Genomic DNA, 23,413 nt, shown 5'->3' on the forward strand with positions numbered 1-23,413 from the left:
TGGTAAACCCTTGGATATCTTTGATATTGTAGTTGCTAAGACTTTTCGTTCCGAAAATAAGACAAATAATATCTCTGGTTTCTATCTTCGTGAATTATTTGATAAATTTAAAAAAACTGTTTCTAGTAGTCAATATGCCAGTATTGATAATTGGACATTGCTTTAGATGCTAGCTGTAGTAGTAAAACTTGAATTTCCTGAAGCTGGGATACAAAATATTACTGACAAGTATCTTAATGAGCTAAAAACAAAGCATATTGAAGCTGTATGGTCTGATTTTAAAATAGCAGTTGCGGAAACTTTTGGTTTCTTTGATAATTGTTTGCATATAAAGGGTACAAGATTAATCCCTTACCGATATTTATACCTGACTGTCACAGCATATTTTTATCGTAATGATAAACCGGATTATAGTTTTTTAACTAAATATTTTTGGTATTATAGTTTTCATAATGCAGAATTACTAACAAACACTACTCATCTCTGGCAACATATAGACTTTGTTAATCAGCAAAAGGCTAATACTACTTACTCATTCAATCAATTTGATATTGATAAGAATTCAATAAGAAAATCTTTCTACAGTCATAGAGGTCGCTTATCCAGAGCGATACTATCACTTTATGCAAACCATAAGCCGCAAGATTGGGCAAAACCCCATAAAGATGTTTTATCCGATGTTTATTACTTACTTACAGATAAGCCTAACTTGCACCACATATTTCCAGTTAATTTTATTAAACAGAGTGGTATTGCTAGTCAAATAGAATGTGACAGTCTGATGAATATTGCCTATCTGTCTCAAATAACTAATTTGAAAATTAGCGATAAAAATCCATTACATTATCTCAAAGAATATGACGAGCCTGGTTTAGTAGGCAGTGTTACGCTCTCATCTTATACCTACGCTCATTCTTGAATGGTCAAGAGGCGATGCACTTCCAGAAAATGCCCTAACCATTTTTATTGAAGAAAGGGTAAACCTATTATTAGAGGCTTTGAGGCTGAAGTTAGAAGGAATTGAATTTAAGGTTTTTGATATGGGTAATCCCATAGAGAATATCCATTTATAGAAAAGCGATTGTCCAAAAAAGAGGCATTGCTGGCTTTTACACTTACCGTTTATTTTGTAAACTTTGAATGGTAGCGATCGCATGTTTAGCCACAATATCAATCTCTTCTTCTGTAGTAAACCGTCCAATACCAAACCGTACTGAGGCATAAGCTAGCTTTTCTGAATATCCAAGCGCTGTGAGAACATGGGAAGGTGCAGTAGTTGCTGACGAACAAGCAGACCCAGAAGAAACTGCCATTACTGGCTGCAATCCTAGCAAAAGTGCGGCTCCATCCACTCCCTCAACACTGATATTCAAGTTTCCCGCCAATCGCTGTTGAGGATGTCCGTTGAAATGAATTCCTTGAACTTGCGAAAGCTGTTCCCACAATCTTTGTCTTAACTGGGTAAGGCGTTGGGTTTCTGTCTCTTGTTCAGCCAAAGCGATTTCTACAGCTTTGCCAAAGCCGACAATTTGCGGTGTATATAATGTACCAGAACGCATCCCCCGCTCGTGTCCGCCACCGTGCTGCTGGGGAGCTAGTTGTACTCTGGGGTTGCGCCTGCGGACGTACAGCGCTCCAATACCTTTGGGGCCATATACTTTATGTGCTGTGAGCGACATCAAGTCAATTTTCATCGCTTGCACATTCAAGGGAATTTTACCAATAGCTTGCGCTGCATCGGTGTGGAATAGGATTTGGTGTTCATGGCACATTTCCCCAATTTCTGCCAATGGCTGTAACACACCAATTTCATTATTTGCAGCCATCACCGATACTAAAATTGTCTCAGGACGGAAAGCTTTTTTTAACTCAGTTAAATCAATCAATCCATCTTTTTGGACAGGGAGAATAGTAATTTCAAAACCGAGACTTTTTAAATAATTACAAGGGTCAATTACTGCACTATGTTCAGTGGCAACAGTAATAATATGCTGACCTTTTTTAAAATAAGCTTCGGCAACACCTTTAATAGCTAAATTATTTGCTTCTGTTGCCCCACTCGTAAACACAATTTCTTCTGGTGTGGCGTTGATTGCTGCTGCTAAAATTTCTCGCGTTTGCTTCACAGCAGCTTCTGCTTCCCAACCATAAACATGACTAATACTAGCTGGGTTGCCAAATTTTTCTATAAAATAAGGAAGCATTGCTGCTAGTACCCGTTCATCTACAGGTGTAGTAGCGTGACAATCAAGATATATTGGACGAATAGACATAATTATTAACTCAAAATTTGACTCAATTTTTTTAATACACTTAGAACTTGATACAGTTCGCTTTCTCGCTTTAAAAGTGTAAATTGGTCAGAAATAGCATACTTTGGCTGATTTATTTTGGTAAGTTTCAAAAAAATAAAATCGCTACCATTTGTTACTAATCCAAAAGCAGGTTTGTCTTGACTAGGATTAGACAGCATATAAACAAGTGCTTGAGGTACGGCTTCTAAAAGAGAAAAGCTAGACTTTTTAGATTCAATTACTAATAACCATAATTGTTCTTGAATAACTAAAATATCAATTCTACCTCTAATAATTTCTCCTTGATCTTCCGCAGAAATTTCTATTGATTGCTCGCTTCTTATATAAAAAGGCTCATCATAAAATCCAGCTAAACCGAGTAAAGGAGATAAAACTACTAGTTTTACCGTTTCTTCTGACAAAGGAGGATGCTTGACTAAGCGGAGGAAATGAAGCTTTACTTTATCTAAATCTTGCTTTTCTAAATCTGTAATTTTCGGTAAGTTTTCAAACCATTCTGTGAAGAATGCCTTATCTTCTGCTAGCTGGAGACTAAATTTTTCCTCCAAATAGGCAAGCCCGACATTTTGAGCTTGGATAAATTTAACCATAATTCATTTAAAAGATGCAATATAACTATTATGACACTGCTTCAGTATTCACCTAGTGGTCTGTACCAAAAGTTTTAATAGGTGAATCAGTTTTAAATTTCTCTTGTTTACCTCTTGAAGTAGGCAAGAGTGATATTTTGGGCTTGGATGACTTGAATCATGTTTATTTCAACTTGCGAAAAGTCTAATTCCTTACTTCAATTATCACGCTAGCAGTTTCTAGTATCCAGTCCAATTGTGTTAAGTGGCTGCTAACTCCTGTAATTTAGTTAAAACTGCCTGAGCATGACCTTTCGTTTTTACATTAGGCCAAGCATAGACAATAATTTTATCAGGTGAAATTAAAAAGGTTGAGCGAATAACACCCATATATTCTTTGCCCATAAATTTTTTTAAGCGCCAAGCACCGTAGGTTTCTGTCAAAATATGTTCTGGGTCACTTAAAAGGGTGATTAACAAGTTATGTTTGCTGATAAATTTACAATGAGACTTACCTAAATCTGGACTTACGCCTAAGATTTTTGCTCCCAGTTCGCTGAAGTCTTGATACAACTCGGTGAAATCTTTCGCTTCGGTAGTACAGCCAGGTGTGTCATCTTTGGGGTAGAAGTAGAGGACAACCCACTGACTGCTGAGGTCGTCGAGAGTGACTGCATTGCCATTTTGGTCAGGAGTAGAGAAATCTGGCGCTGGTTGTCCGACTTGGGGAATGTTGTTCATGATCGGATGTGAAAGATTGCGTAAGCATAGCTCGTCGTAGACATCGCTTAGAATTATACGGCGTTGCTAAATCGAGGGATGATTCTTGTGGGGTGGGCATCCTGCCCGCCCGGAAATACAAGGGACGGGCAAGATGCCCATCCCGCAATTAAGGCAGGAGGCAGGAGCGAAGAGGTAGAAACTCTTTATATCTGATAAATCAGTCCTGGATTTTGTACCTCACTTACTTGCAATCTGCTGTAATATATTTGTTTTCCACTTGTGAGAACTGAAGCGACTGTATTTGACGGCTGTAAAGGAGAAGCTGTTGAGTTTAATTTCCATATTGCAACTAACTGCCGTAAATCCTCTTTTCATAACCTATCCATTCTTTTTCCCGTAACAGATACTTTTGAATTTTACCAGTGCTAGTTTTTGGCAGAGTAGTAAATTCAATGGTCATAGGGCATTTAAAAGCAGCAATTTGATTGCGGCAGAATTGAATTAATTTTTGTTCTGTAACTTGCGCGTTCTCTTTGAGGGTAATAAAGGCTTTTGGCACTTCACCACGTTTAGAATGAGGTACACCAATGACTGCACACTCTAACACGGCTTCATGGCGGTAAAGACATTGTTCAACTTCAATACTAGAGACATTTTCCCCATTTGTAATGATGATATCTTTCATGCGGTCACGCACCTCAATATAACCGTCAGGGTGCATTACTGCTAAATCACCGCTATGAAACCATCCTCCTCTAAATACCTTTTCGGTTGCTTCTGGGTCATTATAATAGCCTGTCATCACCATATTTCCTCGCATCACCACTTCCCCCATTGTTTGACCGTCCGCCGGGACATCATTCATATTTTGATCTACAACTCGCAAGCCATCTGCACTAATATAAGGTACGCCTTGACGTGCCATAAGTTTTGTTTGTTTTTCAATATTTAAATTATTCCAATCTGATTGATATTCACAAACACTATATGGGCCATAAACTTCTGTTAAACCATAAACGTGAATAATTTTTGCGCCAATGTTAGTAAGTTTTTCAATCAATGTAGGTGAAGGTGGTGCACCTGCTGTAGTAATAGTTAAAGGTTTTGCTAATAATTGCGGACAGTCTGGATGATTGAGGAGAGAACTTAAAACTACAGGTGCAGCATTTAAATGAGTTACTCCAAGTTGTTTAATTAACTTCCAGATATTACCGGGGTTAAACTTACGCAAACAAATATGAGTACCACCGATAGCAGTTACCGCCCAAGTAAAACACCAACCATTGCAGTGAAACATAGGCAGAGTCCATAAATAAACTGAGTTAGATGTTAGCGTTGTTTCAATTATTTCTCCTAAAGAGTTAAGATATGCACCGCGATGAGAATACATTACACCTTTGGGTTTACCAGAAGTCCCACTAGTGTAATTAATAGAAATTGTATCCATTTCATCCGTAATTACCCAAGACAAAGGAGTTGGATTACCAGTTTGGAGAAATGCTTCATAATCTTCTTCATCTATAGGTTCAAATCCTTCAACATCTTTGATATTGATTATATGCTTAACAGTTTCTAGACTATTTTGAACAGGTCGAATTAAATCTGCTAACTCTGTATCAATAAAGAGAAATTTAGCACCGCAATCATTCAAGATATAAGTAACTTCTTGGGAAGCTAAACGAGTATTAATAGATACTAGAATACCACCTGCTAAAGGTACAGCAAAATGAGCTTCCAACATGGGTGGAGTATTGAAACAAAAAAAAGCAACGCGATCGCCTTTTTCAAGTCCAGCATGATGCAGTGCTGAGGCTAGACAATTTATCCGAAAAGCAAATTCCTTGTAAGTAAAGCGTTTTTGATTATATGTAATAGCAACTTTATGACTATAGACTTTAGCATTACGTTGAATAAAAGTTAGAGGTGTGAGAAAGCTGCGCTCAACTGCTTCAGGGTTCATGGCTAATGCTAACAGTAATTATTTACTGCATGAGCATATCATTAGGGTAGCTGTATCATGTGCATTGTAAATTTTCGTATGTTCCTTGATTCTTATTCCTCTTCCCCCTTGTTGATAAGAGTTATTAATGCTAGATTTCCAATACTTGCAATACTTCAAAGTAATTTATGAACAAAGCAGAAAGTTGGAGCGCCGTTGAACGGCGATCGCCACTTCAATAGAAATTATGCTGAAAATTTAGGAATAACAGAGATATAAAGTTGACTTTGCTACTGAGTTTATGGGGAAGAATGAATTATACCTATCACTGGAAGTTACTTTCCCAGTAGATTATCCTTCAGAACTGGAACGCAAGAAATTTGTTACGGATTGAGGAGTGCGGCTTGTCGTAAGGCGATCGCCCTACTTTAAATTCAAGAGCGCATCTACATTGAGGTACAAGTGATGCGATCGCACTTTATTATTGATCAATGAACTGAAATTCGTTTACTGGGGTCTTGTTTTCTTACCCACACCAAAAATTTTTGCATTTGCGGCTCATTACTGAGTTTTTCTAGAGTATTGAGGGAATGAGCAAGTAGCTTATTGTCAAACAAGGCATGAATCTGACGATGACAGGCAGAACAGATATTTGCTGTTTTTCCTGGATCTTGTTTTTTACGTTTGGTATTTTGTCGTGGAACTAAGTGATGGACAGTTAAATGTTCCATCTCTCTTTGGCATAGTTCACATTGCTCTTGTTGGTTGTTGGACACTTAATTTTGCTAAAACTCTATTTAATAGGATAGCTATTACTCAACACATTCTGCACGCGATCGCCTTCGCCGTAAATCGGGTTAAGGCAAGAAAACTCATCATCTAATACTTCAATACGATTTCAAAGTACCTCAAGACGATGTTGAAGTACCTCAACACGACTTTTAAGTACCTCAAGACGATGTTGAAGTACCTCAACACGACTTTTAAGTACCTCAACACGACTTTTAAGTACCTCAACACGACTTTTAAGTACCTCAACACGACTTTTAAGTACCTCAACACGATGTTTAAGTACCTCAACACGACTTTTAAGTACCTCAACACGATGTTGAAGTATCTGTTACTTATTTAATGTTACTTTTTTGACAAGTTTAATAAATTCCTCAGTACAATCCACTAAAAATAATTAGGTCGATCTTAATTTGCTCTAATTTTTCCGAATTATCTCTCAGAGAAGTTTATTGTTGCATTGGCTAGAGTACATGCAGTAATCCTATAACTTACTTCAGGAGCGCATTTTATGGCACGACTAAAACGCAGTTCACCGACTCTAGAAAAGGCTCTTCGTTGAATTGCAGGAATGCGATCAATTAGCCCGACGCTAGAATTTGGCAACGGATTAAATTTGACAGACTACGACAGCCGCATCCAAAACTTGCAAACCCAGCTATCAACCTACAACACTTTACTCTCTAGCATAGATGAAATGGCAGGTCGCCTCTCTCTAATTGAAGAAGAATTGGGCGGCTACTCTGAAAAGATGTTAATGAGTGTGGCAACCCATTATGGCAAAGACAGTTTGCAATATGTACAGGCGGGAGGCAAGTCACGCAAGAAATTATCACACCGTTCGAGCAATACCCAATCCCCATCTGATACCGTCTCACTTTAAGACTGATACAGATGGCAGGCAGGGGAAGTAATACCAATTCAAAATTCAAAATTCAAAATTAAGAAAGCCAGACATCACAAAGGTTTGTCCCTATGTATCTGTCGCATTGTTTTTTAAAATTGGTATAATTTGTATCAATAATTTAGTGAAATGGTATGAGAGTACAGCTAATCTCCCCACTCCTTATCCTGGCTTATGATCCAAACGAGTCGCTTGCTCTAGGGCGGTTTTTTCTTTGGCTCGGCGGACATAGGGTTGTAATTGGGTGCGATCGCAAGCAGTGAAAATACTCAGGTTTTCCAAGGTAATCCCCCGCATTAACATTTCTACACGCCAAGTTTGTTGTGCTTGGGCAATGGTTGGCGTTTGTCCTTGGGGAGTTAATAGTGCTTCACTCCATACTTGCCAACGTATCTCAAGTTCTGATTCTGAGATGGGTGTACCTGTATCATTCAGAAACATGGCTATTTGAGCATCTTTACGACTTTTCAGCCATTTGATTAAAGGATTATTAGTAAAGGAACCGTAGCGTTTGCCCAAAATCCATTGATTCACAGGTACCTGACGGACAAATCCGGGAATTGTAATTTGCAGGAAGTGCCCTTGAGTATCGTAGATTTGGTGCGATCGCTCTAAGCTAGTTATTTCTGTAGCGGATAACCCAGCCCCAAATAATACGTAAGCCAAGGCATAATCTCGTACTCCAAATTTCCTAGACTGTTGCAGAATTTCGTGAACTAAATTAGCTGGCAAATCAGCTACTTCTGTGGTGGTGAATCCTGCTTGTGAAGAGTTTATTGCTGATTCTGTTGAAGATGACATGGCTCCATGTAAAAACAACTCCACCAAATTTTCGAGAAAATCATTCCGATCTTCCCAAAGTTCGTGAAATTCGCTGGTAAACTCAATTACTGCATATCCCAAAATCATCCCATTCAGCAAACTTGCTAATTTTTCTGCGGGTAAATAGGTATTTAGGTGTCCTTGCTGGATTACAGTAGCTAAGTACTGAGCTACATAACGGTTTGCCTCAGTTACTCCCCTGCCTAGTGCGCGGCGATTTTCTGCTGGGAATTGGTCGGCTTCACCTACCACAGATCGGACAAACTCTGGTACTCTTTCTAATGCATGTAAGCTATCACTTGCATAATCTTTAAGAGCTTGGTAAACATTGCCAGGAGGTGTTGCCCGCCGCACCAGCGATTCACCTAAATCCTTGAAGGCTGCGGACTCTTCCAGTACAGCTAAAAGTAATCCATGCTTATTACCAAAATTCCGAAATAGAGTCACTTCGTTGACTTCGGCTTTTTCAGCAATTTGGCGGGTTGTGGTAGCGCTAACTCCCTGAGCAGAAAACAACTCAAGTGCAGCTTGAATCAAGCGTTGACGAGTGGAAATGAGTTGAGATGACATAAATAAATGCAAGTGGCACTTGCAGGGGTATCAGAGTTCTGCTAGCATAACAAATGTAAGTGATACTTGCTTTACTCTACCCTACGGGTGACGCTCCTTTGTCGCTAGTGCTGCGCTAACGCCAGTCGCTAATGGGGGAGACCCCAGATGCTCGTTCGCTCTTAGTGTCTCCCCTTGGGAGATGACTCGAAGAGGCTGCGCTATCGCCTTTGGCGTCTCCCCTTCTCCCAAAGGGAGAGGCTGGCGCCAAGGGAGAAGACCGTGCTGACTCACTGTAACTAACTGGTGAGAGAGTGGATAAATCCTTAGTCGGATTATGCCCAATAAAAAGTAAATCACTTGATCATCCATCAACAGGAATTTTTATGACCGCAAATTTTGGGGCGATCGCCCCTGAGAGAGGCAACTCACCTCGACTCAGTTGGACGAATGTAGTATTTTTTACTACATTTCATGCTTTAGCACTTCTGGCTCCTTGGTTTTTCTCCTGGCCAGCATTAGGTTTGCTAGTGTTTCTTCACTGGTTATTCGGGAGTATTGGTATTTGCCTGGGATATCACCGACTACTGAGCCATCGGAGTTTCCAAGTTCCGAAGTGGTTAGAGTATGCGATCGCCCTGATTGGAGCGTTGGCTTTGCAAGGCGGGCCAATTTTTTGGGTAGGTGGACACCGCCAGCATCACGCTCACACAGAAGATATTAATTTAGACCCCTATTCTGCTCAAAGAGGATTTTGGTGGAGCCACATATTGTGGATTTTTTACCCACGTCCAGAATTTTTTGATTATGAAACTTATAAAAAATATGCCCCTGATTTAGCCAGACAACCCTTTTATTGTTGGCTAGATCGCTACTTTTTGCTATTGCAAATACCTTTCGGGCTGCTGCTTTATGCTCTAGGAGGATGGTCTTTTGTATTCTACGGAGTGTTTCTCAGATGTGTCTTGCTTTGGCATTCAACCTGGTTTGTAAACTCAGCATCACACCTATGGGGTTATCGCACCTTTGATGCTAATGATGGCGCTCGTAATCTTTGGTGGGTATCCCTCGTCACTTATGGAGAAGGATGGCACAACAACCATCATACTTATCCCCACATGGCGAAATCTGGGTTGTCTTGGTGGGAAATTGATGTTACTTGGTGGAGCATTCTAGTGTTGCAGACTTTGGGTTTAGCTAAAAAAGTTGTCTCGCGTCCTCCTCAAGGTGCAACTCACGGCTAAATTGCGACTAATTTATCATGAATTTGTTATGCCGATTGCTTCTTGCAGTCGGCTTACTAATTTTTATGATCTTTTCCCATGTGCCATCAATCCGCCATTTGCGAAAGTAGTAATATACGTTTGCCATTTAGGAAAATCGTCAGGTAGTATTCGCCACGCACAACCAGCACAAAGTATATAGAAAATTGCGCTAATGACTGCACGTAGGTTAACAAAACCTAGACGACCTGTTGAACTTTCTGGTGGGATTAAACTCGATAGTAATTCCCATTGTTCCAAAGTCAGGTTGCTTGGGTAAGATTTAGACATTGCTTTCGTAACACTGTTGCATTAGTTTCTACTGACACAGTACCGCTATGCGAGCTTTTTTTTGACTTTCCAAACATCCTCTCAGAATAATTGCGGTTGAAATAGTTGTATGTGTTACTTAGAATGCAAAAATGGTTAATTTCAACTTGCCTCTGCTTCAACCAAAATTTTCTTATATATTGGTAATTTTTCCATGTTTCCAGGCTTGCTGTAGCCATTATTTAAGGCTTAGTCTGCCACAATGGAGAAAAAGTAGATAATTCTTGCTGCTAAATTAAGGTGTTAATCCAGGTAATGCGCTATAAATTTTTTTCCAAATTTTTCAGACACCCTCAGTGTAACTAATCAGTAATTTGCTGACTTTTTGGTAATTTTAACAAATGCTTTATCTCCGAAATGTAAATTATCATCCGACAGCGTGCCCAACAGCGATTCTCAAATCGATCAATTTAGAGTTAGCACCCCAGCAACTAGGTCTGATTATTGGCCCGAGTGGTTCCGGTAAAAGTACCTTACTAGAAATTTTGTCGGGACTAGCCGAACCCACTACTGGCGCACTCTTCTGGCGAGAACAAGAACTTATAGCCGAACAGCTACAACAATTAGCCGGGTTGGTATTTCAGTTTCCAGAGAGGCACTTTTGCGGTGGTTCGATTTTAGAAGAATTACGTTTAGGACATCCTGAGTTAGGGTCAGAACGAGTCAGACAGGCGCTGAGTGAGGTGGGATTAGAGCATTTATCGCTTTTTGCTGCTCCCCATGCTTTGAGTGGTGGTCAGCAACGACGTTTAGCTTTAGCAGTGCAATTAATTCGCCAGCCAAATTTACTGTTATTAGATGAACCCACAGCTGGTTTAGATTGGTCAATGCGTCGGCAACTGGTAAGTTTATTAGCAAAACTGAAACAAGATTGGACATTGTTGATTGTGACACACGATGCTGGGGATCTGTTAGCGATCGCAGACCGTTGCTGGACACTCAACCACGGTGAACTAGAATCAGTAGACCCAAAGACACTAGAATCAAAAGTTAAAGAACCTCTACCAACGGTATGAAAGGGGAATGGAGACTGGGGATGCAGGGGAGAAAGGAGATAAGGGGGACAAGGGGGACAAGGGGGAATTATTGAACAACTCTCTTCCTTATCTCTTTTGTCTCTTCTTCATGCCCCATGACAAATGACAAATGACCAATGACTAATGACTAATGACAAACTTATTGCCTGAGATGGCAGAAATCTGGCAGCAAACTCTCAATTGGCAACCAACTGTCCAACAGCAAGCACAATTCCAAAGGCTTTATGAATTAATCCTAGAAGGGAACCGCCAACTAAATTTAACTCGGATCACCGACCCCCAAGAGTTTTGGGAAAAACATCTGTGGGATTCTCTGCGAGGAATTGCGCCACAGGGGCAATTTATCCCGTCTCTTCAAGCAGCTACATCTGTGATTGATATTGGCACAGGTGCAGGTTTTCCGGGTATTCCAGTAATAATTACTGCACCTAATTGCAAAATTACTCTGATGGATTCAACCCAGAAAAAAATTACTTTTATCAAAAAAATCTTAACTGAACTTGCCCTGCTCAATGCCAAAACTCTCGTTGGTAGAACTGAAGAAATTGGTCAGCAACCCCAGCACCGACAAGCTTACGATATTGCCTTAATCCGCGCTGTTGGGACAGCTTCTGTTTGTGCAGAATATGCCCTACCATTACTCAAACAAAGTGGTTTAGCCGTAATTTATCGTGGTAATTGGACAAAGGAAGAAACCACAGTTTTGCAAAATGCTGTTAACCAGCTAGGTGGGGTGATTGAATTAATTGAAAAATTTACCACTCCTCTAAGTCATAGCATCCGTCATTGCCTTTATGTGCGTAAGGTAGGAAACACACCACTTAATTTTCCCCGTGCTATAGGTGTACCTTCTCAAAAACCGCTTTGAGTGGAGAGTGCGAGAAAGAGGGCGTTGCTGAGTGAAAGGATGAATTAGCCTTACGTACAGAGAATGTTTATATTTCGGCGTTTTGAAAAAAGGTACAAGAGTGATTCATACTGGAATGACCTTAGGAAAAGCAGAAACCCTAAAATAATAAGCACTACGGCTATTTTTTATAGTTATAGCAGTCGCCAAAGCCGTTAGGACAGTTCGTGGGAAACGCGCCTTCAACAGGATACTATGTGATTTTATTGCTGTCCTAAGCTCCCTGTCCGTTGCTATATCTTTATCTAGCTTATCTTTTTTTTCACTCTAGGTAAAAGAAAAATAGAAATAGTCTGATGTGATTGCATTTTATACAACAAAATCTTTTTTCCTGGTCTTTCGTGCCTTTTGCTTAATCCACCATTGCCGAATGCCAGTCCAAGGAAGGTAAAGCGCTGCAATACTGATTAAAAACTCTAAAATGCGGGTTGTCCAGCCGCCCCAGGTTCCCATGTGAATCCCCATCCAGAGTTGACCGTGAATTGCCTGAGCCAAGAAAAGAGACTCACGAGCATCTTGAAAATTCAGCACTTCACCACTGTAACGATCAAGTTGCACACTCACATTTCCACCCCAGGTCCCTGTGCCCAAAGCGCCGTCATAACCTGTGGTTAGGGTCGCATCTACAGGAAGATTGGGGTTGGCTTTGCGCTCATTATCATACGTGTAAATACTAATAAATTTACTGCCTGGAGCTACTGCGATCGCCTTATTGACTAATTCATCCAAACTGAGCTGCTCACCATTTGCCTTTGGTGCGGAATTTCTAGAAGACATAATCCGGGGAGCATTCATCTCAGGAATATGCAAGAAATTGAGGACGGGCTGTGAGTAGTCACCAAAGCTGTAAGGCAGCATGACCAAGGTGATGACCAAAAGAGGAATCGCTACTATAACTCCAATCAATTTATGGATGCTGTAGTTCCAAACAAAACTGTTATTGCGCCGCACTCTAAAAGCAGCAAGCCGCCGTTTAATTCCCGGCCACCACAACACTAACCCTGTCAATAGCATGAGAACAAGCAGCGCACCAATTACACCGACAGAAAATCTTCCCCAGGTTTCGGACAAAGACCCATCGCTACCACCCGGTCTACTACCTGGTAAGAAAAAGCTGTAATGTAATGAAAATATCCAATCTAGGATATCACTCACATTAGCCAAACCGTTGATTTGACCCGTACCAGGGTCGATAAACACAGTACTTTCGGCGCTGGACACACTATAGACGTTTCCCGTCAAGACAGGCGTAATTACACTCTCAACCCGGAACGCAGGGTTCCAAGCATGGGTATACTTTAGTGCTTCTGCAACCGAGATGCTAGAACCGGGTGTGACATGGTAGAGCTTCGGGTGTAGCAGAGGTTTGAGTTCAGGCATGAACAGCAACAGCGTCCCAGAAAGGATTTCCAGAAAAATAAACCCACCAAAGAGCAGAGTTGTCACCAAATGAATCCGCTGTACCCAGCGACGAAGGATAAATTTTAATTTCTGTTTTGCGGTTATCGTTGTCATGTTTTCCTCCTAAAATGGTTAGTTGGATGTGAGTTCGATAAACCTCTCCCTGCCTTGAACTTTAGTTCAAGTCTGTCGCTCTCCGATTCAAAGAGAGACGATTTTGCGTAATAAAACCTTTTAGAGGTTGTTACTTCACTATCTCAAATTTTGGGATGTTCCAATTCCTCAATGATTCATACCGCCATTATGCAACACCCTTTTATTCGATGGGATCAAGCCTCCCATCGACAATTATGTGTGGAAGGGGTTTGTGTTTTTCAAATTCTCTTTTAAGATAGTTGCTTAAATACCAAAGCGGTTCGCCGAATTCTTTGGATTCGTCGGCCCCCAATTCAATCAACAGTGATCTGCGTTTATCAATTTCAAGAGCAACTTTTTTGGCAAATTCGGCATTGCTTCGAGAGCTTTCGTCCGGTGGGTGATTAGCATCGAACCAAAGTACATAGAGCGTGGAGACTAAAGTTCTTCTTTGCCAGGTATGGGTGTTAGGAGAATCTAGAAATTCTAGCAGTAATTCTAAATTACTTGGACTAGCAAGCATCAAATCTTCGTCTTGTTGTGAGAAATGAAGCTTGTCGTTAATAGCCCAAGTTTCTAATTGTTGGCGAGATAGTGGGGGAAGCACGCTACCTCCACTACTAAAATCTGTGGAACCACATTTGTCACAAGATTCAGACCATGCGCGTGTTTCTTCAAATGCTGCGGTTAGTTCATCAAGATATCGCATTTCTTCATTGCCGCATTTTGCACATGAACGGGTTTGTTCAAATTTCTGAGATTTCATCATACACTGACTAGGCTTTAACAAATAGGCACATCTTTGCAACATCCAAACTACAATGCTAAAATCCTTACGTTTGACATCTACTCCATTTCTTGTCCTGCTAGCACTCATGTCTGGATGCTCGGACTTAGACCGTTTTGTAGTTTCGCCTTTTTTAGCTTACTTTAAATGGCTGAACTTGTTGTGTAGAACTGAGTCAGGGTAATGGTTGATTCTTATTTTTACTTGTACTAGTTAAAATCCCAACTTGCCGCAAGTCCCTCCTTTTTTCCTCTTGGCTTTGGGCTGGAATTGTGAAGAATAGTAATACAGAGCCTGTGAGCAATAGGATATCAAGTAATTTATCTAGTTTCATTAAACTCCTCAAACATTACACAAGTTAGGTCAGATTTATAGCGATCGCAGTTTTTCTGCTGACTCTGTACTCACATTTGCGGTATACTTAGTTTGCCATAATCACACACTCAGCCAGACTTTTAATAACAATTGTGCAACATAATCACATTAAAAAACTGGCAGCAGAATATTGTTTCTGTTGCCAGTTTTAAGCGTCTACAATTCTAAATTGTTGTCTGGTTTCAGGCAAATTTACTTGCTGCTACAAACCGCTTGTTAATCTCATCCCAATTAACCACATTCCACCAAGCGTCTAAATAATCGGCACGGCGGTTCTGATAATTAAGATAATATGCATGTTCCCATACATCATTACCCAGAATGGGATATTTACCTGCACTTAAGGGAGTATCTTGGTTAGCTGTAGTTGCCACTTCTAACTTGCCACCCTTGTTACGCACTAGCCAAACCCAACCGCTACCAAAACGACCAGCACCAGCTTCGTTAAACTGTTTTTTAAAAGCTGCAAAAGAGCCAAAATTTTGATTAATCGCGGAGGCTATATTTCCTGTTGGTTCTCCCCCACCTTTCGGCTTCATAATTTGCCAGAACATTGAGTGGTTGACATGACCACCGCCATTATTACGTACTGTTTTGCGAATATCTTGTGGTACACTGTCAAGTTTTTGCAACAGTTCTTCAACACTTTTACCTTTGAGTTCTGGATGTTTTTCTAAGGCTGCATTCAGGTTTTTCACATAAGTTGCGTGGTGTTTATCATGATGAAATTGCATCGTTTTGGTATCGATGTGTGGTTCCAGTGCTTCGTAGGCGTAAGGTAAAGGTGGTAGTTGGATAGCTCCTGGTGTATTTGGTGTTGTATTTGCTGTTGTATTTGGTGTTGTGTTGGAAATTGCAGTGTTTCCTTGAGGAGATTTCTCTGCCAAAGCACAAGCGTCTAATGCAAAAGCACCAGCACCTGATGTAAGTAAAAACAAGAAATGTCGTCGATTAATAGTCATATAAGTTTTTGCAGCGAATCTATTCAGTCTGTATTGCAGTTTTCATTTTCTTAGATTTTGGCTACAAAAAATTAGAAATTAGCGATTACTTCTGGCAGTTTAAGAAACTCTTTATAAAATTCTGTCCCCAGTTTTGGGATCGAATACAAACAACTGATTTAAATCGAGCTGTAGAGAAAGGCGATCGCCTGGACGAAGACGCATATCACCGCTTACCTGAATATTCAACATCACCGCCGAACCAGGTAAAACAGCACGAATCAAAGTTTCTCTTCCCAAAGGTTCCACAACTTTAACTTCAACCGATAATAGTCCTGAGTTTTGAGTATTGTTAGCGGTAGCGGGGGGTTTAGCCCGTTCTGAGTCAGTGTTGATTTTGATATGCTCTGGACGAATCCCTAAATCAAGACTATATCCTTGACGCAACTGTAATTTTTCATTTACAACTGCTGGAATCGCTAATAACTGTCCACTCACATCAAAACCGTTATTTTGATAGATTGCAGGCAAAATATTCATTGGCGGACTGCCTAAAAAACTTGCCACCATTTGATTAGCAGGATTTGCATAAATAGTTTGGGGTTCGCCAATTTGTTGAATACGTCCTCGATTTAGGACGACAATTTTGTCAGCCAAAGTCATTGCTTCAACTTGATCGTGGGTGACGTAAATAGTTGTAATACCTAATTGTTGATGTAACTGTTTCAATTCTGCCCTGGTATCATCGCGCAATTGGGCATCTAAATTAGATAAAGGTTCATCAAGTAAAAACACTTGTGGTTCACGAGCGATCGCTCTCCCTAATGCTACTCTTTGTTGCTGTCCCCCCGAAAGTTGTTTGGGTTTACGATCTAGCAAGCGATCCAGAGAAAGCGAACGTGCCACATTCATCACCCGCTCTTGAATGATTTTTCGGTCAACCTTCCGCATTTCCAAGCCAAAGCCGATATTTTGCGCCACACTCATGTGAGGATAGAGAGCGTAGTTTTGGAACACCATTGCCACATCCCGTTGTCTGGCTGGGATATTATTTACCAAGCGATCGCCAATATAAAGTTTGCCAGATGTAGCAGTTTCTAAACCAGCGATCGTTCGCAAAATTGTCGACTTACCACAACCTGATGGCCCGACTAAAACCCAAAACTCGCCATCAGGAATTTCAAAGGTAATGTCCTCAATAGCAGTGACGTTATTGAATCTACGCTTAATATCTTCTAGACGAACGTTGGCCATTATCTAATTTGGTATTGTGCTTTTGGAATTGGTAAAAAACTTCCCAACTCTATGATTCCAGCAATGCGATAAACTCTTCCCTGGTCAGTTCAGCATCGCGTAGTATTTTGCGTAGTAATCCTTTACCTATTGTTTTACCAGCATGAACAGGAATAGTTACTAAGCGCCCATCTTCACGTTCCATTTGTACATGAGAGCCTTTTTGACGCACCGCCTGAAATTCTATTTTCTCAAGGGCGTTAATAACTGTTTTACCTGTTAAAACTGGTAGTTTTGGCATTAAAGTACTACCTTTTGAATACCTATAAATTCTGGTATTTTTTCATCACTTTTTGTTTCTAAACAAAGCTCAATTACTTCTTTGATGTTAGCCATCAACTCATCAATTGTTTCTCCTTGACTGTAACAGGCTTGTAGCTGAGGTACTTCTCCGACATAGTAGCCATCTTCATCCCGTTCAATAATGACGTAGAATTCTCTGTTGGTGGGATTGATCATAGTCTATTTGTCCGTAAGCTCAAAATTATTTTTCTGGATTCTTTGACCAAGCTGGGTGAGAGAGTAAAGAAGCAAAAACTCGTACTCCCCGAAGTTGATTAGAAAGAGGCAAATGACCTTTAGGCGCACTTAAATCCCAGGTAAACTCGTTAGGGTATCGCGTCCAGTTATTACCCGCTTTCCAGCCAATTTTCGGCCAGAAATTCTCCCAATTTTTACCTAAACTCAACCAGATTTCTCGCTGCACTGAAAAACCAAATTTACCTTCGGAGTTGACTAACCATAGGTTGTTAATGGTTTGTAAGTCAACAGACGAAGTATTTTCTACTTCAGTAAAATACAACCATTTTCGTTGTACAGCCGTTGGCCCTGATAGTTCGCACATTTTTTCGATGGTGACGCGATCGGCGGCTTGGAAGTCTTGAGCAGCGAGTAGCTGTTGCAAAGAATTGTAGTTAATCCCGCATTCTGATTTTAGAGGTACAATTCCCTCAGGAAAACACGATCGTAGAAATTCTTTGGCTTGAGGTGCATCAGAGTTATAAAGGACTTGGTAAGCTTTGCCATCAACCCAAGTCGGTGGATTCTCACGTCGTTTTAGTAAAAATTCCATTAACACGTCTAATCCCTCATTACCCAACTCAGCTAACTGTGGGATTATCTGTTGTTGGACTCTTTCAGACCCAGCGATTAATGGTTGTCGGAGGGAGTCGATGTCATTTGCAGGGCCTGATAAAATCATTGGGTCTGTCATGCCATTCTCGTTTTAGCGGTCAGTGAAAGAGCGGTAAGCTATCGGGCATTCTTTAAAGTGAAGCACTGATAGCGAAAAGTAGTTTACTATTTTTGATCGTACAAAATTGCGATCGCTTCACTGAATCCCACATTTAATCCCCAAATAATGTACAAGGGGAATAGGGGGAAAATCTGTGCCTTATGGCTTGGTGAACAAAAGACATAGCAAAATATACAAGCCTGCCACATAAGGATTTTTTGAATAGCAGCGTATCGATTAGGAGTGTGTGAACGATGTACGACAAGATTACCCCCCCCGCAACTGGAGCAAAAATTACTTTCAAAAATGGTGAACCAATCGTACCAGAAAATCCAATCATCCCCTTTATTCGGGGCGATGGTACAGGTATAGATATCTGGCCTGCTACCCAAAAGGTGTTAGATGCTGCGGTAGCCAAAGCATACAAGGGTCAGCGTCAAATTAGTTGGTTCAAAGTATACGCTGGCGATGAAGCCTGCGATTTATACGGTACTTATCAATATTTACCTCAAGATACTCTCACAGCAATTGAAGAATATGGTGTCGCTATTAAAGGGCCTTTGACTACTCCCGTTGGGGGGGGAATTCGTTCTTTAAATGTAGCACTGCGGCAAATTTTTGACTTGTATGCCTGTGTGCGTCCTTGCCGTTACTATGCAGGTACGCCTTCACCCCACAAAAATCCCGAAAAGCTAGATGTTATTGTTTATCGAGAGAATACGGAAGATATTTATTTAGGCATTGAGTGGCGACAAGGTAGCGAAATCGGCGATCGCTTAATTAAAATTCTTAATGAAGAACTAATCCCTGCCACCCCAGAACATGGGAAAAAACGAATTCCTCTTGATTCTGGTATTGGCATCAAACCCATCAGCAAAACTGGTTCTCAGCGCCTAGTCAGACGTGCCATCAAAAACGCTTTGCTATTGCCCAAACACAAGCAACAGGTGACTTTGGTGCATAAGGGCAACATCATGAAGTACACCGAAGGCGCTTTCCGTGATTGGGGTTATGAACTAGCAACCAGCGAATTTCGCGCCTGTACTGTCACTGAACGAGAATCTTGGATTTTGAGTAACAAGGAAAAAAATCTAAATATTTCCTTGGAAGAAAACGCCCGCGAGATTGATCCTGGGTTTGATAGTCTCACTGAGGAGAAGAAAGCGCAAATTGTCAAGGAAGTTGAAACTGTTCTTAACTCAATTTGGGCAACCCACGGCGAGGGAAAATGGAAAGATAAAGTTTTGGTGAATGACCGGATTGCTGACAGTATTTTTCAACAAATCCAAACCAGACCGGATGAGTATTCAATTTTGGCGACGATGAACTTGAACGGCGATTACTTGTCTGATGCCACCGCCGCCATTGTTGGGGGATTGGGAATGGGGCCAGGGGCAAATATTGGTGATGCTTGTGCCATATTTGAAGCTACCCACGGTACTGCACCCAAACACGCCGGTTTAGATCGGATTAATCCTGGTTCAGTGATTTTGTCTGGTGTGATGATGCTGGAGTTTTTGGGTTGGCAAGAAGCCGCAGACCTAATTAAGAAAGGTTTAAGCGATGCGATCGCGAGTAGTCAAGTCACCTACGATTTAGCCCGGTTGTTAGAACCGCCAGTTGAACCCTTAAAATGTTCTGAATTTGCCGAAGCAATTATTCAGCATTTTGATTAAATGCACTGGTGTCAACTTAAGCCCTAGCGAATCGAATTCACACGCTAGCTTCAAGCCTCTTAACCTGAGATATTGCAGCATTTTCAATTAGCTCCCTAGCCTGCCCAAAAATAAATTTCTCTTTCTTATAGATAAAGTGCATTCAAGTGGACTCAAACCCTTTCTTAACCTCAGTTCGGCTTAAAGAGGTTTATTCAACGTTAACTCGCTGAAACGACGCAAGCAGGTTGACAGATCCCAAAATTAAGCAACGACGTAATGAGGGCTTGAGCTTATGCCGAACTCAGGTTTTCCTAGTCTTCTTTAGAAGACTAGCAAGAGAATTCATTTTAAGACGCTTGCTGGGAATTTTTAGTGATTTTCAAGAAATTGGACTTTTTTATCCAAAGTCCAATTATTTACGCGGTGCTGTACTAGTGCGATTGTTTGCATCAGGGTCATGAAACACCTAACAACACAAGATGCAAGTGATCGCACTTCCGTTAGCGAGTCACTTAATCCCTAAAGTTCTTGTGTCTTTAGGTTAAAACACTCCAATGTCGTAATCACATTGATTTCCCGACATCTTCCCGAAAAACAACCTATTAGTTGGGATTTCAGGCGATCCCCAAAGCTTGCTTAAAGGGAACGCTCTATTATCAATGGTGAATACTCCTAATTTAGGATAGCTGAAACGTCTGTCTTTAAGTTAGTTTTCAAAGATTTGTGGTTTACTAACAAGCCAATTTAGCATTAAGCAAAGCAGCTTATCTTTAATCTCTCAATCTTGTTCCACTTGCCCATACAGGAACATTATCACCTGTATAAATTACTAAGTTACCATCATCTTGAACATTGAGACTACAATTAGAGTTAGTTGCAGTAAAAGTTGCCCAGGTGGGGATTGCATTAGAATCATAAATGACTAAATTGCAGTCGTATTGCATGACAATGTTGTTAACTTCTGTGTCAAAAGTATTTGATTCCCAGAGAACATAGTTAGATGAATCATAAAGAACAAAGTTTCCATCATCTTCCAGTTCAGCTGTATATTGCTGATTAGGTGAAATCAAATATTGACCAGGGGATAAGAACTCACCTGTATTAAGGACAGATGTACCTGCACCTGCCAGAGCCTTGTTTTCTTGAATCAGCAACGTAAATGGTGATGAAATCGCAAATGCTGTTGTGAAACATAGAATTTTAAACAGTTTAGATAATTTCACAAACGTACCTCCAATTAATTTCTGTTTTCTGCAAATATTGCTGAGATGTGATAGCAGTAAACTCGCGCAATTAACTAGTGCTTCAATACACTACTGGGACGAAAACTATTGCGCTTTGAGGTTAAAAACAACGACCAAGAGATCATTGCAGGCTAGAAATTTTAACCTTGGTGTTTTTACGGTATTATGTGTCTTAATAAACTTTAGAGTATACTGTCAGTTGCTGTTTAACAAATGAACGTTTAAAAAATTTACACCATTACTAGTCACTGGTGATAACATCGACAACGCCGCTGCTCACAATACTTGCTCATCGCTCACTTCCAGATATTTCTGCAATTTGTCTAAGTCTCAATGCTCTGAGATTTCCTAAATAACTTTTAGTAAGATGCCAGCATTAGTTATCTAGGTTAATCCAGTACGCTAAAAGCTATTATCCCAGCTTGATTGGTATTTTATTTTCTTGCAAGTCTCTTAATGATTTATACTACTTGCTTTAGCCGTGATTTCACCAACTCCCCTGGTGCGATCGCTCCATTCTCTGTAATGATGGCTGTAATCAACTCAGCTGGAGTGACATCAAAAGCTGGGTTGTAAAAATCTACACCCGCAGGTGTGAGAATGGTATCACCAACTTGATAAATTTCTGCTGGTTCGCGTTCTTCAATGGGAATTTTGCTGCCATCGGCTAATTCAAAATCAATGGTGGAAAGGGGCGCAGCCACAAAGAAGGGTATATTATGGGCTTTAGCTGCGATCGCTACACTATACGTACCAATTTTATTGGCAGTGTCACCATTAGCAGCAATGCGATCGGCACCCACAACTACAGCATGAATCAAACCCTGTTTCATGCAATGGGCTGCCATATTATCAGTAATTAATGTCACTGGAATCCCTTCTTGCACACATTCCCAAGCGGTGAGTTTTGCACCTTGTAAGCGAGGACGGGTTTCGTCAGCAAAAAGCCGTCCTAAACGTCCTTCTCTCCATGCAGAACGCACAACACCCAAAGCAGTGCCATATCCAGCAGTAGCTAATGCTCCAGCGTTGCAGTGAGTAAGCAGCGTCAGCTTTTCTGGGGTAGACGGTAAAACTGCTAAACCATTGTCGCCGATCGCCTGACAGGTTTGCAAATCTTCAGCATTGATTGCTTGGGCTGTTTGAAACAGGGTTTGCTTGATGTCTTCTACCGTTCCCAGCGTTTCGTAAGCGGCTTTCAGCATCCGGCTAATTGCCCAATATAAATTCACCGCTGTCGGACGAGTGGAACGCAACATCTCGGCTACTTTATCTAAGTGTTGCAAAAATTCGTGGCGATCGCTTGTCTCAAATTCTCTTGCACCAAGATACATTCCATAAGCCGCAGCGACACCAATTGCAGGCGCACCTCGCACAATCATAGTTTTAATCGCCCGCGCCATATCTTCACTGCGGTGAATTTCCACAAAGGTATATTCGTTGGGTAAGCGCGTTTGATCGATTAGTGACACCGAGTCGTTGTGCCATATAACGGGATAAACTTGATTTGGAGAAAGTGTCATAAAAAAAGGTAATTAGTGGATAGGCAATATTTTTTACTTTAATCCCTCTTTTGTCACTTTGGGAGAATCTAATCGCTCAAACGGTTACGGAGCTTTAATTTCTACTTTTTGTCTATAAATTTTAGTTTCTGTTAGAAAGTAAAGCCTCAAACCCCGATTAAATCCAAGTCTCAGAATTTGGCTGAGATTATTGTTTTCCGAGAGTAACAAAAGAGGGTTAATACACCCTGATGATTTCATTTTAAAAATCACAATTCACTATTTATAACTTTTTATTATTTTGCTGCGCGGATAGTTACTTTATCAAGTATAATCTTACTTCTTATACGTTTATGGAAATTTATCATTATTTGTTTTTATTTTTACCTTTTGACTCAGTTTGCCTACGCTTTTTTCCTACCTTTGCATATTTGACAAATCTGCAAAATTCCAAATGCTTATGATATGAGCATTTGGAATTTTAACGAAGCCTTACTAGGCAATCAGACTAAAATTGCTACTACTCAGAGTAATATCAGGATTTTTTAAATCTACAAATTCAAATCTGTTCCTGTACTCAAAATAAAATCACTAGCTTGCAATTGGCTAGGATTGATGCCATTGAGTTTCAGTTGCGACGAATAACCATCAAAATAAGTTTTAATCAAAGCATTGTTTTGCCCATCATTACTAATTA

General features: G+C 40.5%; 22 protein-coding genes. 6 read left to right on the forward strand and 16 right to left on the reverse strand.

Going from position 1 to position 23,413, the window contains the following annotated elements:
• Positions 1–166 precede the first annotated feature (166 nt).
• Positions 167–919: a hypothetical protein gene (locus V7K56_RS15265; protein ID WP_334911723.1), complete on the forward strand. Its 753-nt coding sequence runs from the start codon at positions 167–169 to the stop codon at positions 917–919.
• Between the two features lie 196 nt (positions 920–1,115).
• On the opposite strand, the gene V7K56_RS15270 is transcribed toward V7K56_RS15265, so the two are convergent.
• The 5 genes from V7K56_RS15270 to V7K56_RS15290 all read right to left on the reverse strand — a co-directional run bounded on the left by V7K56_RS15270 (position 1,116) and on the right by V7K56_RS15290 (position 6,322).
• Positions 1,116–2,273, reverse strand: a complete 1,158-nt coding sequence (locus tag V7K56_RS15270; RefSeq protein WP_334911724.1) for a cysteine desulfurase family protein — start codon at positions 2,271–2,273, stop codon at positions 1,116–1,118.
• 5 nt (positions 2,274–2,278) lie between these two features.
• Positions 2,279–2,905, reverse strand: a complete 627-nt coding sequence (locus V7K56_RS15275) for a type I restriction endonuclease (protein ID WP_334911725.1) — start codon at positions 2,903–2,905, stop codon at positions 2,279–2,281.
• 240 nt (positions 2,906–3,145) lie between these two features.
• Entirely contained in the window at positions 3,146–3,625 is a 480-nt protein-coding gene (gene bcp, locus V7K56_RS15280) for a thioredoxin-dependent thiol peroxidase (RefSeq protein ID WP_334911726.1), read from the reverse strand.
• 331 nt (positions 3,626–3,956) lie between these two features.
• Positions 3,957–5,567: an acyl--CoA ligase family protein gene (locus tag V7K56_RS15285; protein WP_334911727.1), complete on the reverse strand. Its 1,611-nt coding sequence runs from the start codon at positions 5,565–5,567 to the stop codon at positions 3,957–3,959.
• A gap of 467 nt (positions 5,568–6,034) precedes the next feature.
• Positions 6,035–6,322, reverse strand: coding sequence for an HNH endonuclease (locus V7K56_RS15290; protein WP_334911728.1), 288 nt, complete (start codon positions 6,320–6,322; stop codon positions 6,035–6,037).
• 584 nt (positions 6,323–6,906) lie between these two features.
• On the opposite strand from V7K56_RS15290, the gene V7K56_RS15295 reads away from it, so the two are divergent.
• Complete coding sequence (locus V7K56_RS15295) at positions 6,907–7,218, forward strand: hypothetical protein (protein WP_334911729.1); 312 nt, start codon at positions 6,907–6,909, stop codon at positions 7,216–7,218.
• 183 nt (positions 7,219–7,401) lie between these two features.
• On the opposite strand, the gene V7K56_RS15300 is transcribed toward V7K56_RS15295, so the two are convergent.
• On the reverse strand, positions 7,402–8,631 hold the full coding sequence (locus V7K56_RS15300) for a TetR family transcriptional regulator (protein ID WP_334911730.1): 1,230 nt from the start codon (positions 8,629–8,631) through the stop codon (positions 7,402–7,404).
• Positions 8,632–8,996: 365 nt separating this feature from the next.
• Here V7K56_RS15300 and V7K56_RS15305 point away from each other — a divergent pair, with 365 nt between their 5' ends.
• Entirely contained in the window at positions 8,997–9,854 is an 858-nt protein-coding gene (locus V7K56_RS15305; RefSeq protein WP_334911731.1) for an acyl-CoA desaturase, read from the forward strand.
• A 63-nt stretch (positions 9,855–9,917) separates the two neighbouring features.
• Here V7K56_RS15305 and V7K56_RS15310 read toward each other — a convergent pair whose 3' ends face one another.
• On the reverse strand, positions 9,918–10,163 hold the full coding sequence (locus V7K56_RS15310) for a transposase (protein WP_442940053.1): 246 nt from the start codon (positions 10,161–10,163) through the stop codon (positions 9,918–9,920).
• A gap of 380 nt (positions 10,164–10,543) precedes the next feature.
• Here V7K56_RS15310 and V7K56_RS15315 point away from each other — a divergent pair, with 380 nt between their 5' ends.
• The gene (locus tag V7K56_RS15315; protein ID WP_334911732.1) at positions 10,544–11,218 is read left to right on the forward strand and encodes an ABC transporter ATP-binding protein; all 675 of its coding nucleotides are present in this window, start codon (positions 10,544–10,546) and stop codon (positions 11,216–11,218) included.
• 151 nt (positions 11,219–11,369) lie between these two features.
• Positions 11,370–12,107 (forward strand): 16S rRNA (guanine(527)-N(7))-methyltransferase RsmG, encoded by a 738-nt coding sequence (gene rsmG / locus V7K56_RS15320; RefSeq protein ID WP_334911733.1) that lies wholly within the window; start codon positions 11,370–11,372, stop codon positions 12,105–12,107.
• 348 nt (positions 12,108–12,455) lie between these two features.
• Here rsmG and V7K56_RS15325 read toward each other — a convergent pair whose 3' ends face one another.
• The 7 genes from V7K56_RS15325 to V7K56_RS15355 all read right to left on the reverse strand — a co-directional run bounded on the left by V7K56_RS15325 (position 12,456) and on the right by V7K56_RS15355 (position 18,291).
• A complete protein-coding gene (locus V7K56_RS15325) occupies positions 12,456–13,661 on the reverse strand; it encodes a PepSY-associated TM helix domain-containing protein (RefSeq protein ID WP_334911734.1) in 1,206 nt (401 codons plus the stop codon).
• 202 nt (positions 13,662–13,863) lie between these two features.
• Entirely contained in the window at positions 13,864–14,559 is a 696-nt protein-coding gene (locus V7K56_RS15330; protein ID WP_334911735.1) for a hypothetical protein, read from the reverse strand.
• Between the two features lie 467 nt (positions 14,560–15,026).
• Positions 15,027–15,806 carry a superoxide dismutase gene (locus V7K56_RS15335; protein WP_334911736.1) on the reverse strand — a complete coding sequence of 260 codons (780 nt, stop codon included), beginning with the start codon at positions 15,804–15,806 and terminating at the stop codon, positions 15,027–15,029.
• A gap of 111 nt (positions 15,807–15,917) precedes the next feature.
• The gene (locus tag V7K56_RS15340; protein ID WP_334911737.1) at positions 15,918–17,039 is read right to left on the reverse strand and encodes an ABC transporter ATP-binding protein; all 1,122 of its coding nucleotides are present in this window, start codon (positions 17,037–17,039) and stop codon (positions 15,918–15,920) included.
• A 49-nt stretch (positions 17,040–17,088) separates the two neighbouring features.
• Positions 17,089–17,319: a type II toxin-antitoxin system HicA family toxin gene (locus V7K56_RS15345; protein ID WP_334911738.1), complete on the reverse strand. Its 231-nt coding sequence runs from the start codon at positions 17,317–17,319 to the stop codon at positions 17,089–17,091.
• Positions 17,319–17,537, reverse strand: a complete 219-nt coding sequence (locus V7K56_RS15350; protein WP_334911739.1) for a type II toxin-antitoxin system HicB family antitoxin — start codon at positions 17,535–17,537, stop codon at positions 17,319–17,321. The genes V7K56_RS15345 and V7K56_RS15350 overlap by 1 nt, the downstream gene beginning before the upstream one ends.
• Before the next feature lie 25 nt (positions 17,538–17,562).
• Positions 17,563–18,291, reverse strand: coding sequence for a GUN4 domain-containing protein (locus tag V7K56_RS15355; RefSeq protein WP_334911740.1), 729 nt, complete (start codon positions 18,289–18,291; stop codon positions 17,563–17,565).
• A 275-nt stretch (positions 18,292–18,566) separates the two neighbouring features.
• Between V7K56_RS15355 and V7K56_RS15360 the strand changes: the two genes are divergently transcribed.
• Complete coding sequence (locus tag V7K56_RS15360; RefSeq protein WP_334911741.1) at positions 18,567–19,988, forward strand: NADP-dependent isocitrate dehydrogenase; 1,422 nt, start codon at positions 18,567–18,569, stop codon at positions 19,986–19,988.
• A 752-nt stretch (positions 19,989–20,740) separates the two neighbouring features.
• Here V7K56_RS15360 and V7K56_RS15365 read toward each other — a convergent pair.
• Together V7K56_RS15365 and mtnA are read right to left on the reverse strand one after the other, a co-directional pair.
• The gene (locus tag V7K56_RS15365; protein ID WP_334911742.1) at positions 20,741–21,193 is read right to left on the reverse strand and encodes a hypothetical protein; all 453 of its coding nucleotides are present in this window, start codon (positions 21,191–21,193) and stop codon (positions 20,741–20,743) included.
• A 482-nt stretch (positions 21,194–21,675) separates the two neighbouring features.
• Entirely contained in the window at positions 21,676–22,737 is a 1,062-nt protein-coding gene (mtnA, locus tag V7K56_RS15370) for an S-methyl-5-thioribose-1-phosphate isomerase (RefSeq protein ID WP_334911743.1), read from the reverse strand.
• Between the last annotated feature and the right edge of the window lie 676 nt (positions 22,738–23,413).

It is taken from the genome of Nostoc sp. (assembly GCF_036917535.1).
GTDB lineage: Bacteria > Cyanobacteriota > Cyanobacteriia > Cyanobacteriales > Nostocaceae > Nostoc.